This window comes from Campylobacter sp. 19-13652 (assembly GCF_019702925.1).
Classification (GTDB): domain Bacteria; phylum Campylobacterota; class Campylobacteria; order Campylobacterales; family Campylobacteraceae; genus Campylobacter_A.
Genome location: NZ_AP024713.1, coordinates 1,096,929 through 1,108,764, shown reverse-complemented (window position 1 = coordinate 1,108,764; position 11,836 = coordinate 1,096,929). Strand labels below are relative to the sequence as shown.

The window sequence follows — 11,836 nt, the reverse complement described above, 5'->3', positions numbered from 1 at the left end:
CTAGATTTTGTGGCAAACAAATGAGCCAAATATCAGCTGTAAACACGAGCAATCTTTTAAAATTTGCCAGTATTGCTACAAGACATCACGACGCTAAAGAAGCCCTTGAGAAAAAGGGTAACCTTAGCGAAAAAAGTCTAAAAGACCTACAGGCGCAAACCAGACAAGAGTTAAAAAGCTCAAATCTTTTAAATATAAGTCTAAATGGCGTACCAGGGTCTGGCATAGACGCAAATGGTAAAATAACCATAGCTGGCAAGCTTATGGGGCTTGATGAGAGCTTTAGCAAAGCACAGATAAATGAACTCTCAAGTTTTATGCTATCTCAAAGCTTTGCTGATTTGCCAAAGCCAGTTGTGAATAAAGACTCTTTTGCTTTGCTTGATAGGGCTGATATAAGCATTGATGAGTTTAAAAAGCTTTGGAGTAAAAATCAAGAAAAGATAAAAGCAGAGCTAAAAAATGGACTACTAGCTCAGGAAAAAAGAGCAGATGAGAAAGTAGAGCACATTAAAAATGCTAAATTTAAACCTATCCAAGCAGTGAGTAAAACAAAGACTTACAAAGATGAAGCAAGTAGCGAGTATCGGCAGTTTTACGCCCTTATCGCACGTGAGTTTAACAGTGGCAAAAACGTCTTTGAAATCTTAAAAAAAGTGGCAGAGGGTAGAGTGGATAAGCTGGCTTAGGAAACTTGTCTTTATTTTATGTTTTGTGGTGGCACTTAAATTAAATGCGTTTTTTACGCAATTGCAGATTATGGTATGCATTAAATTTGCACTACCTAGGGCTTTTAAAAATTTAAACCTAAATAAATTTATAAAGGCTTGAAGCGAGCATAATCTCGCTTCAAAATCGCCTTATTTTGAGATTAGGCGCTTTGTCTCTAGAGCGATTTCTAGCTCTTCGTTTGTAGGTATGATTAGCGTATTTACGCGCATTCCAGCCTTGCTTATGCTACGCTCTGTGCCACGCTTGCTAAAGTCGTCGTTTTCTTTGTGGTCTATGCCTATGCCAAGCAGCTCAAGTCCGTCTGTTACGCCAGCACGCACTAAGTTTGAGTTCTCACCGATACCACCTGTAAATATGATAGCGTCTACGTTGCCGCCAAGGACTGCATAGTATGAGCCTAGATATTTTTTAATGCGATAACAGAACATATCAAACGCAAGCTTTGCATTTGCGTCTTTGTCCATATTGTTTTCCACATCACGCATATCATTTGAGCCATAAATTCCTAGCATACCGCTTTTTTTGTTTAAGAATGTATCAAGCTCGTTTATGTCTGCTTTTAGCTCGCCTTGTCTTACTAGATAAAATAGCACAGCTGGATCTATGTCGCCACTTCTTGTGCCCATTACTAGACCCTCAAGCGGACTTAGCCCCATGGTGGTATCTATGCTTTTGCCACCTTTTATAGCAGACATGGACGCGCCGTTACCTAGGTGTAGGGTGATTGCGTTAAATTCATTTAAAGGCTTACCTATGAATTTAGCTGCTCTTTCTGTGATGTATTTGTGTGAAGTACCATGAAAGCCATATTTTCTCACGCCATATTTTTTAGCCGTATCTAGTGGTATGGCGTAGCGATATGCATATTCTGGCATGCTTTGATGAAATACAGTATCAAAAACGACTACATTTGGCACCTTGCCCTCTGTGCTTTTTATGGCAGTTAGTATGCCGTCTAGGTTGGCTGGATTGTGTAGTGGAGCTAGGCTTATTAGATCCTCTATCTCTTTTGTTACGGTGCTATCTACTAAGGCTGCATCTTTAAACGTCTCGCCACCGTGTACGACGCGGTGTCCGATGCCGTCAAGTTCACTTAGATCATGTAGTACGCCTGCTTCTTTCATTAGCTCGCTTACTATCTCAAGCCCTTGTTGGTGGTTTGCGATAGGCTGGTTTCGCTCATACTTTTGTCCATTTGCTTTTAGTACAGCATAGCTCTCTTTTTCACCAATTTTTTCTACTAGACCGCTAGCTATGCTCTCATTTTTATCCATTAAAAATAGCTGAAATTTAATAGAGCTAGAGCCTGAGTTTAAAACTAATATTTTCATAAATTTATCTCCTTACTGTTTTGCTTGAATTGCGCTTATTATTACTGTATTTACTATATCCTCCACGAGTGCGCCACGGCTTAGATCATTTACTGGCTTACGTAAGCCTTGCAAAATCGGACCTATGGCTAGGGCATTTGCGCTACGCTGGACGGCTTTATATGTGATATTGCCACAGTTTAGATCCGGGAATATAAATACATTTGCCTTGCCTGCGACTGGGTCGTTTGGCATTTTTTTACTAGCTACGGCCATATCGACGGCTGCGTCATACTGAATAGGCGCAGCTAGTGCCATATCAGGGGCTAGCTCTCGTACCTTTGCGGCTGCTGCTTTTACTGCGTCTACGCTAGCGCCTGTGCCGCTTTCGCCAGTAGAGTAGCTTAGCATGGCTACGCGAGGATTTATGCCAAATGATTTTGCTGTATTGTAGCTGCTAATTGCTATGCCAGCTAGCGCATCTGGGTCTGGATTTGGCGTGATAGCACAGTCTGCGTAGATTAGCACCTCCTCCTCAAGCGCCATAAAGAACATTCCAGATACTAATGGGCTTTTTGGATCGGTTTTTATGATTTGAAGTGCTGGGCGAATCGTGTCAGCCGTTGTGGTGTTTGCCCCGCTTACCATGGCTCCTACTAATCCTTCTTGAACTAGCATGGTGGCAAAGTATGTGCGATCTTTAGCCAGAGCTAAAGCCTTGTCTAGCTCCATGCCTTTGTGCTTTCTTAGCTCATAAATTTTCTCGCCAAATTTAGCTGTATGTTCGCTTGTTAGCGGATTTATAATTTCTGCTTTGCTGACATCTACACCAAGCTCATTTGCCAGAGTATCTATCGCTACACGCTCGCCTAGCAGGACTATTTTTATACCCTTTTCTAGCAGTATTGCAGCCGCTTTTATCACCCTAGGGTCTTCGCTTTCAGGTAGTACTACGCTCGAGTTTGCCTCTATTGCGCGTTTTAAAAGCATGTTCTCAAAGCGAGCTGGGGTTAGAATTTCCTGAGTTGTGTTTAGTATTTCATCAATCTCGGCTGAGATTAGAAGTTTTGAGTTTTTATTTATGATATTTAAATCAGCCGCATCTTTATCATAAATAGGGGTGTTTAAATTTTTTGCTATTTTTAAGTTTAATGTTAACGGCTCAAATACGCTAAAGCCAGCAACCCCAACCACTATCGTTGCTTCGAATTTAGTTGAAAATGCGTCAAATTCATCGATGAGCCTAGTCATCACCTCTTTTTCTTTACCTTGTTTTAAGTGCTTTTTGTCCACGTCTGTTAGCTCGACTTTATACACTCCTACGTTTTTGAATTTAGAATTTAAAGCCGATTTTGCCTCTTCTAAATTCAAATCTGATATAATATACAGATTTTTCACAGAAAAACTCCTTATGTATGGAACTGAAATTGCTTTGAATTTTATCACATATAAATTTAATTTTAGGATAAATTAGTTATGAATTTTAAAAAAAATTTTACTAAATTTACTTTTTTTGCATTTTTGGGGCTTTCTTTGGCTGGATGTACACCTTCGGCTGATCCGCATATAGATATGAAGCCGCCAGCTTATGTAGAACAGCTACCAAGCAAAGAAAGGCATGCAAATATTCCAAATCCAGGTAGCCTTTATGGGCGCGGACAAAACCCACTTTTTGCCGATAGAAAGGCCATGAATGTAAATGATTTAGTAACGATATTAATCTCTGAAAATGCCTCGCAAACCTCAAGTGGAAGCCACAGTACAAGCAAAGATAGTACAACAAGCTTAGGCGCTGGCGTATTTGGCGCAGCAGCAGCTCCTCTTAGTACGGTGGCAAAACAGCTAAACAAATATGCAAACATAAACTTTAGCGCTGGTAACTCAAATGAATTTAACGGTACTGGCTCAAGTTCTCGGACTGAAAAGTTTACCACCACACTTACGGCGCGAATAATAAAGGTTCTTGAAAATGGTAACTATTTCATCGAGGGAAATAAAGAAATACTTATAAATGGCGAAAAGCAGATAATGCAAGTTACTGGAGTTATCCGCCCGTATGATATCAGTCAAAATAATCAAATAGATAGTAAATATATAGCCGATGCTAAGATTAGCTATAAAACAGAGGGCGACATAGACAGAGCCACTAGAAAACCGTGGGGCACAAAGCTCATGGAGGCTATCTGGCCGTTTTAAGCTTAAGGCTTTAGATTAAATTTATATTTTATGGTTATGAAGTGCTTACAAATTTATAATGTAAGCACTTTCTTGTAACCGTTAGTAACATTTTGTACTCAAAACTCTAACTAAAGCTTGCGTAAAAGGTAAAAAATCATCTAAGTTTAAATTAAATAATCGTATAATATCAATCAAAATTTAACCAAAGGCAGCGATATGAAAGAGTTAAACGGCTCGCAGATGATTAGCGAGGCATTGCGACTTGAGGGCGTTGAGGTCGTGTTTGGCTACCCTGGTGGCGCAGCGTTAAATATCTACGATGAGACATACAAGCAAGATCATTTTCGTCATATACTCACTCGCCATGAGCAAGCAGCTGTGCATGCAGCAGATGGGTATGCTAGGGCGAGCGGTCGCGTCGGAGTGGCCTTTACCACTAGTGGTCCAGGCTTTACAAATGCAATTACTGGGCTTGCGACAGCTTATTCTGATAGCGTGCCTTTGGTGCTTATAAGCGGACAAGTGGGGCGTGCCTTAATAGGTACTGATGCCTTTCAGGAGATAGATGCGGTAGGCATTTCGCGCGCCTGTGTGAAGCACAACTATCTAGTACGTAGCATAGAGGAGCTGCCTAGGATAATAAAGGAGGCGTTTTATATCGCACGTACTGGACGCCCAGGTCCTGTGCATATAGACATACCAAAGGACATAACCGCTGAGATAGGGCTTTTTGAGTATCCAAACGAGGTGAGTATGCCTACTTATAAGCCAACTTACAAAGGAAATTCTAAGCAGATTAAAAAGGCAGTTGCGGCGATAAAATCAGCCAAACGCCCACTTGCTTATATAGGCGGCGGTGCTATATCCTCAAATGCCGCTGAGCCTGTGCGAAAACTCCTAGCTATGAGTGGAATTCCAGCCGTGCAGACACTTATGGCGCTTGGCGTTTTAAGAGATGATGATAGCTTAAATTTAGGCATGGCTGGCATGCACGGAAGCTACGCTGCAAATATGGCTATTAGCGAGTGTGATCTTCTTATTTCGCTTGGTGCGCGCTTTGATGACCGTATCACTGGCAATACTGCTGAGTTTGCCAAAGGCGCAAAGATAATTCATGTGGATATAGACCCTAGTTCCATTTCTAAAATCATAAACGCCGATTATCCTATTGTCGGAGATTTAGCCACTGTGGTAAATCAAATCATGGACGAGTTAAATAGCGATGCTGGTATAGATCCTAGCCTATATGCGCCTTGGCGAGATACGCTTGATAAATTTAAGGCTCTTTATCCGCTAGACTTTGATGATAGCGAGGGGGTTTTAAAGCCTCAGTGGGTGATAAAGCAAACTGCCCAAATAGTAGGTGATGAGGCTATAATCAGTACAGATGTAGGGCAGCATCAGATGTGGGTGGCGCAGTTTTATCCATTTAATAGCCCTAGGCAGTTTCTTACAAGTGGAGGGCAGGGTACTATGGGGTATGGTCTACCTGCTGCACTTGGTGCAAAGGTGGCAAAGTCTGCAAATGCGGTGATAAATTTTACAGGAGATGGCTCGATACTTATGAATATACAGGAGATGATGACGGCTATGGCTGATGATATACCTGTTATAAATATCGTGCTAAATAACAACTTCTTAGGTATGGTTAGGCAATGGCAGACGTTTTTTTATGAGCATAGATTTTCTAGTACGGATTTAAGCCTGCAGCCTGATTTTGCTATGCTTGCTGCTAGCTTTGGCGGGGTTGGCTATAGGGTAAAAACAAAGGATGAGTTTAAAAAAGCCTTAAAAGAAGCGCTTGATAGTAAAAAGCCAGCTATTATTGACGTCGTTATTGACCGCTTTGAAAATGTCTTGCCTATGGTGCCAGCAGGGGCTGCTATATATAATATGATACTTGATGACAAGGGTAAAAGATGAGAAGGCTAATATCTGTAATAGTTTTAAACGAGCACGGAGTTTTAGCTCGTATTTCTGGGCTTTTTGCTGGGCGAGGGTATAATATTGATAGCCTTACAGTCGCACCCATACCAGAGAGTGATTTTTCTAGGCTTAGTATAGTTACAAATGGCGATGAACGCGTGCTTGAGCAGATAGTAAAGCAGCTTCATAAGCTTATACCTACTTATAAGGTAATAGAGGATGCTAGCTTCGTAGAAAAGGAAATGGCGCTTGTAAAAATTCCTCTTAGTGAGGATTTTGCAGGGCTTGATGCGATACTTAAGGGCTATAATGGTAGTGTTGCAAACTCAAGCGATGAATTTATAGTCGTAATGGTTGTAGATGACGCAAGCCGCATAGATAGCTTTTTAAAAACTGTGAAAAAATTTAACCCCATAGATATAGTCCGTGGTGGTTCTGTAATTATGGATATGTGATGATGAAACTAAGCGAAATAGCCGAACTACTCGGCATTAAATTTAATGGAAGTGATATTTGGATAGATTCTATTAACTCCCTAAAAAACGCCACTAAAAGTGAGCTAAGCTACTGTGATGGCGAAAAAAACGAGGAGCTTTTAAGGCAGACTAATGCAGGCGCTATTTTAGTAAGTGAGGCTTTAGCTCTAAGCGTGCCAGAGGGCTGCGTTAAGCTAATAGTGCCAAGCCCGCATCTAGCCTTTGCTGTTTTAAGCCAGAAATACGCAAAACCTCTCTTTGCTGAGCCTGCCTTGCCTTGTGATATTGCAAAAAGTGCAAAAATCATGCCAAACGTGCATTTAGGCTCAAATGTCAGCATAGGTGAGGGTAGCGTGGTAATGGCTGGTGCTTATATAGGAGATAATGTCAAAATAGGTAATGACTGCCTCATACACCCAAATGTCGTGATTTACAACGACTGCGTTATAGGAGATGGTTGCCATTTGCTAGCAAACTGTGTCATCGGTAGCGATGGCTTTGGCTACGCTCACACTCCAGACGGTAAGCATGTAAAAATTTATCATAATGGAAATGTTGTGCTTGAGGATTTTGTGGAGGTCGGAGCTTGCACTACTATTGATAGGGGTGTGTTTGAAAGCACCATTATAAAAGCCTACACAAAGATAGATAATCTCGTGCAAATAGGGCATAACTGCGAGCTAGGGCAGGGGTGTATCATCGTGTCGCAAGTCGGGCTTGCTGGTTCTAGCGTGCTAGGGCGAAATGTCGTCATGGGTGGACAAAGTGGTAGTGGTGGACACCTGAAAATAGGGGATTTTGCGCAGATAGCTGCGAGGGCTGGGGTGAGTAAAAGCTTAGAAGGGGGGCGCAAATATGCAGGCTTACCTGCTGTGCCTTTTGAGGAGTATTATAAGCTTCAGGCAAAGATTTTAAGATTTTTTAAAAAGTTAAAATAGTTTGAGTCTATCTGCTTATTTGGCAGATAGGTTTTAAATTTAAGATTTTTGCAAGTTTATAGGTGGATTTAAATTTATGCTCAGTTTAAATTTAAACTAGACATTTTACTTTTATTCTAAATAATTAAATGCAAGTGTGGGCTTATATGTAGTACATTAGCCCCTCTTGCCTTCCGGTATTTTTTATCTCACTCATGTATCGATAGACGCTTGGCTCGCTTATTTTTAGTATTTTTGCTACCTCGCTTATTGCGCCTTTGATGTTAAAAATTCCATTTTTATAAAGCTTAGCTATTATCTCTTTTTTCTGTTCTACGGTAGGCATTAAGTTTGAATTTATTATATCTATGCCGACTATTTCCGATACTACGGCGGATATTTCTTTGGTTAGATTATCGGCTATGTTGCTACTTGTGGTTTTTGCATTTGTTATTTGAGGGCTTATATTGTCTTGTAAAGCCATGTTTATCCCGCCTAGCTTTATTATGGCATTTGCTATATTTTCATATTCGCTTTTATCATGGTTTATGCATAATAACCCTACGAGTTTGTCGTCATCTTTTATAAAAAATGTCGCCCCATATAGCGTCTTTCCGTCTTTTGCCTGTATTTTAAAGCCGCTTTTATCGGTGTTGTTTTTATACTCTTTTTTTTCTATTATATCTTTTATAAATTCAGCCTGCGCTGAATATTCAGAACGCTTTGATAAGGGGTTATGTATGGCTATTATGTTTGATGTTTGTCCTATAACATCGTGTAATACTATCTCGTAGCTATCACCTAAAGTACTGCTTAGAAAAAGTGCTAGTTGCTTGTATTCTTGTATTTGTTTGCTATTCATTTACCGTCCATATTTTTGGTAAATTTTAGCATAAAATATTTAATTAAACTTTACATTACATTATTTGATAATTATTATATTTTAAGACTGCTTATTTTTATACATTTTTGCGTCTGCTGCTTTTAGTATCTCCATTTTATCACTTAATTCATTGCTTATTGTTGCTATGCCTATGCTTGAGTTTGCGTGCCAGATTTGATTAGGTAGCTGTACTTTTATCTCGTTTATACTCTGTAGTATTTTGCCGGCTACGTTTTTGGCGCCATCTTTATCTGTGTTTGGGCATATTATTATAAACTCATCTCCTCCTAGTCTGCAAGCTATATCATCTGTGCGTACTCCATCTTTTATGGCTTGAGCTATCTTGATTAAAAGCCTATCTCCAGCATCATGTCCTAGTGTGTCGTTTATTCTTTTAAAGTCGTTTAAATCAAGCATAATAATAGAAAAAATATCTCCATTTTTGTTAAATTTGTCTATGTATCTATCAAGCTCATTCATAGTGCTGCGCCTATTTGCAAGCTTTGTAAGTTCGTCATTTAGAGCTATTTGTCTTAGCTTTTCATTTGCTACTTCAAGCTCCGCTGTGCGCTCTTTTACCTTTTGTTCTAGCGAGGTTTTAAGCCCTAAAAGCTCCTCGTTATATTTTATAAGTATGTCAAAGATATTGTTAAAAGATTTTACAAGGGTATCTACTTGCTCACTTTGGCTGTTATTTACCGCGTCAAATGCTTCTTGAGGTGTTTTTCCAGATTTTATTAGTTTCATTTGAGAGGCTAGGTTTTTATCCATTCCGAGTATATGAAATGTAAGCCAATGCACCAAAAAATCAAGCAGTTCTTTTGCTTCAAATTTAATATTTTCAGGATTTAATGCGCTATAAAGCTCTGTTATTTTCTGTATAAAATTTCTATGCTCGTTTTTGTGTAGTGCCATGTGTCTTTGATCTACACCATATTCTTTTGCGAGCATCTCTTCGTTGCTAAAGTGATATTTTGTATAATCAAGTAGATCCTTAAAGATATCATTTATCTTTACTGTGTCTATTGATGAGCTTGAGAGCAGATCTCCTATTTTATTTATTATCTCTATCAGATATCTATGCTCCGTGTCTATTCTAGAAATATCGGTTTCAAACTCTTTACCCCACATAAAAACTGGCTTTTTTTCTTTTATATTTATCATTTTTATCCCCAGTGTGGTTTAAAACTTAGCCATTTTACTTTAAATAATATTAAAATAAATTAAAAAAATATAATTTAAGAATAATATCATAAGTTTACTTTAAATTTATTCACTGCTTTCTAAAAATTTAATAAATTTTCAAAAATGCCTTGACAAAAGGTTTCGTTTTTTGTATAATCACACTTCATTTTTTGAGTGTCTTGTTAGCTCAGCCGGTAGAGCATCTCACTTTTAATGAGGGGGCCGTTGGTTCGAATCCAACACAGGACACCACTAGGTCGCTTAGCTCAGTTGGTAGAGCGCCACCCTTACAAGGTGGATGTCATAAGTTCGAGTCTTATAGCGACCACCATTAAATTTAAGCTTATTTTTTAAATTTAATTCTTTATTTTTAGGTGCAGCGGTAGTTCAGTTGGTTAGAATGCCGCCCTGTCACGGCGGAGGTCGCGGGTTCGAGCCCCGTCCGCTGCGCCACTTTGCGTCTTGTTAGCTCAGCCGGTAGAGCATCTCACTTTTAATGAGGGGGCCGTTGGTTCGAATCCAACACAGGACACCATTTTTTGTAGGGTTTAGACCCTTTCGTCTAGTGGCTCAGGACACTTCGTTCTCTGCGAAGTAACAGAGGTTCAAATCCTCTAGGGGTCGCCAGAGCTATGGTCGCTTAGCTCAGTTGGTAGAGCGCCACCCTTACAAGGTGGATGTCATAAGTTCGAGTCTTATAGCGACCACCATTAGATTTGGCTTTTAAAAATAAAGCCTTTTTTACGCTCGGTTCTTATAACTGGGTTTATTGATTTTCTAAAACTTTCTTGCTTTTTAGATAAGCAGGGCTATATTTTTTAGGTGCAGCGGTAGTTCAGTTGGTTAGAATGCCGCCCTGTCACGGCGGAGGTCGCGGGTTCGAGCCCCGTCCGCTGCGCCACTACTTCAATATATAGAGGACGCGATGGATTTACAAGCGTTTTTAAAATCAGATTTGTGCAATAATTTGTTAGAACAAATATCTACTAAGACAGGGCTAGATCTATCTAAAATTAGCCAAATTGTCTCTTTTGTCGCACCTTTATTTTTGGGTAAAATTACAGATAGCCTTAAGAATGGCGGTGCAAGTGAAATTATATCTCTTATATCAAATCAAGATAGCGGTAATAAACTTTTGAGCTTATTAGATCACGATGACGCAGATGAAATAGTCTCCAAAGTAGCCAGCGAGACAGATGTAGAAAAAAGTAGCGTCAATGATATGATGCCTATGATAGCCTCTGCTATTAGTGGATTTTTAAATAAACAAGGTGGAGCAGATGCGATAAGCTCTATGCTTGGCTTAGAAAATTTATCAAAAAACGGTGTGGCTAGCTCTATTTTGGACGTTGCTAGTAGTTTCTTTTCAAAAAAATAATAAAATAAAGCATAGAGTATCATCTGTGCTTTAAAATTTTCAAATTTAAAAACATCTATCTCAAATTACTGTCTTTTGGTCTTTTTATTTTTATTAAAAGACATACTCAATAAGCATACTTTATTTAATTTTGAATGTCTAGAATTTAAGCTTAAGGATAATATGGAAAGTAAGATTATCCTTAAAGGTTATCCATTTGGTTCTATTTTATACATTTAAGATTATATATAAGAAATTTTAAGATAGAGCTTTGCGCTAATGCAGCTTTATGCTTTTGTAATTTTATAGACAACGTCTTTAAGATTACGCCTTTTGTGTGCATTGCCACTTTTACTTGCTATTTTTGAGGCATGCCGACTAAGTGGTGCGAGAGAAAATCCAAATAGCTTTATAAATAAAACTGGCTATTTTTTAACCATTTATTTAAAGATAAGGCTACTAGATAGAGTGAGGTATATGGTTGCATTGTTAAAAGCGCTGGGTTTATTACCCAGACAAGTTAGATAAAAGATACTGCTAAAAATACTACGATATGAGGCTAGTTGGTGCTTGCTAATTTTTATAAGGATAGAAGTAAAAATTGATCTAAGCAAGGCAACTACTGCGCTATTGGGTAAAATATTCTCACGAATTATGTGAAATGAAATAGACATAAGACCTAAGGTTAGTATAAATGCTGCGCTTCTAGCATGGCTAAATCTTTGGAAAATAGGTGAAAAAATATGTGAAAAATGCAAAAATAGGAGCAATTATGGCTACTTAAAGGTATTATGCACTAATGGCGTGCTTTGTGCAATTGGGTATTTTGATGATTGCAAGGCTGATACGGTAAACGATAGAGTTTGAGGAGG

The 11,836-nt window shown here is 39.0% G+C and carries 10 protein-coding genes and 7 tRNA genes; 13 read left to right on the top strand and 4 right to left on the bottom strand.

The annotated features are described in order from the left end of the window. Window positions 1-20: 20 nt before the first annotated feature. Window positions 21-689: a hypothetical protein gene (locus LBC_RS05405; protein ID WP_221253282.1), complete on the top strand. Its 669-nt coding sequence runs from the start codon at window positions 21-23 to the stop codon at window positions 687-689. Between the two features lie 171 nt (window positions 690-860). On the opposite strand, the gene LBC_RS05400 is transcribed toward LBC_RS05405, so the two are convergent. Continuing rightward, the gene (locus LBC_RS05400) at window positions 861-2,063 is read right to left on the bottom strand and encodes an acetate kinase (protein ID WP_221253281.1); all 1,203 of its coding nucleotides are present in this window, start codon (window positions 2,061-2,063) and stop codon (window positions 861-863) included. 12 nt (window positions 2,064-2,075) lie between these two features. Next, window positions 2,076-3,440, bottom strand: a complete 1,365-nt coding sequence (pta, locus tag LBC_RS05395; protein ID WP_221253279.1) for a phosphate acetyltransferase — start codon at window positions 3,438-3,440, stop codon at window positions 2,076-2,078. A 78-nt stretch (window positions 3,441-3,518) separates the two neighbouring features. Between pta and flgH the strand changes: the two genes are divergently transcribed. The 4 genes from flgH (at window position 3,519) to lpxD (ending at window position 7,560) form a co-directional block, all read left to right on the top strand. Beyond that, window positions 3,519-4,238, top strand: a complete 720-nt coding sequence (gene flgH, locus LBC_RS05390) for a flagellar basal body L-ring protein FlgH (RefSeq protein ID WP_221253278.1) — start codon at window positions 3,519-3,521, stop codon at window positions 4,236-4,238. A gap of 198 nt (window positions 4,239-4,436) precedes the next feature. Beyond that, window positions 4,437-6,143, top strand: coding sequence for an acetolactate synthase large subunit (locus tag LBC_RS05385; RefSeq protein ID WP_221253275.1), 1,707 nt, complete (start codon window positions 4,437-4,439; stop codon window positions 6,141-6,143). Continuing rightward, window positions 6,140-6,601 (top strand): acetolactate synthase small subunit, encoded by a 462-nt coding sequence (gene ilvN / locus LBC_RS05380; RefSeq protein ID WP_221253274.1) that lies wholly within the window; start codon window positions 6,140-6,142, stop codon window positions 6,599-6,601. The genes LBC_RS05385 and ilvN overlap by 4 nt, the downstream gene beginning before the upstream one ends. 2 nt (window positions 6,602-6,603) lie before the next feature. Next, entirely contained in the window at window positions 6,604-7,560 is a 957-nt protein-coding gene (lpxD, locus tag LBC_RS05375) for a UDP-3-O-(3-hydroxymyristoyl)glucosamine N-acyltransferase (protein WP_221254969.1), read from the top strand. A gap of 142 nt (window positions 7,561-7,702) precedes the next feature. Here the strand turns inward: lpxD and LBC_RS05370 are convergent, their stop codons facing one another. Next, window positions 7,703-8,401, bottom strand: a complete 699-nt coding sequence (locus LBC_RS05370; protein WP_221253272.1) for a transcriptional regulator — start codon at window positions 8,399-8,401, stop codon at window positions 7,703-7,705. A gap of 81 nt (window positions 8,402-8,482) precedes the next feature. Then, window positions 8,483-9,586, bottom strand: a complete 1,104-nt coding sequence (locus LBC_RS05365; RefSeq protein ID WP_221253271.1) for a GGDEF domain-containing protein — start codon at window positions 9,584-9,586, stop codon at window positions 8,483-8,485. Window positions 9,587-9,783: 197 nt separating this feature from the next. On the opposite strand from LBC_RS05365, the gene LBC_RS05360 reads away from it, so the two are divergent. The 8 genes from LBC_RS05360 (at window position 9,784) to LBC_RS05325 (ending at window position 10,985) form a co-directional block, all read left to right on the top strand. Then, window positions 9,784-9,859 (top strand) — tRNA-Lys (locus LBC_RS05360). A gap of 3 nt (window positions 9,860-9,862) precedes the next feature. Beyond that, window positions 9,863-9,938 (top strand) — tRNA-Val (locus tag LBC_RS05355). Between the two features lie 45 nt (window positions 9,939-9,983). Continuing rightward, window positions 9,984-10,060: transfer RNA gene (locus LBC_RS05350), tRNA-Asp, on the top strand. Window positions 10,061-10,066: 6 nt separating this feature from the next. Then, window positions 10,067-10,142 (top strand) — tRNA-Lys (locus tag LBC_RS05345). Window positions 10,143-10,158: 16 nt separating this feature from the next. Continuing rightward, window positions 10,159-10,234: transfer RNA gene (locus LBC_RS05340), tRNA-Glu, on the top strand. Between the two features lie 7 nt (window positions 10,235-10,241). After that, window positions 10,242-10,317: transfer RNA gene (locus LBC_RS05335), tRNA-Val, on the top strand. 114 nt (window positions 10,318-10,431) lie between these two features. Then, window positions 10,432-10,508: transfer RNA gene (locus LBC_RS05330), tRNA-Asp, on the top strand. 24 nt (window positions 10,509-10,532) lie between these two features. Then, the gene (locus tag LBC_RS05325) at window positions 10,533-10,985 is read left to right on the top strand and encodes a DUF937 domain-containing protein (protein WP_221253252.1); all 453 of its coding nucleotides are present in this window, start codon (window positions 10,533-10,535) and stop codon (window positions 10,983-10,985) included. The last annotated feature ends 851 nt before the right edge of the window (window positions 10,986-11,836 follow it).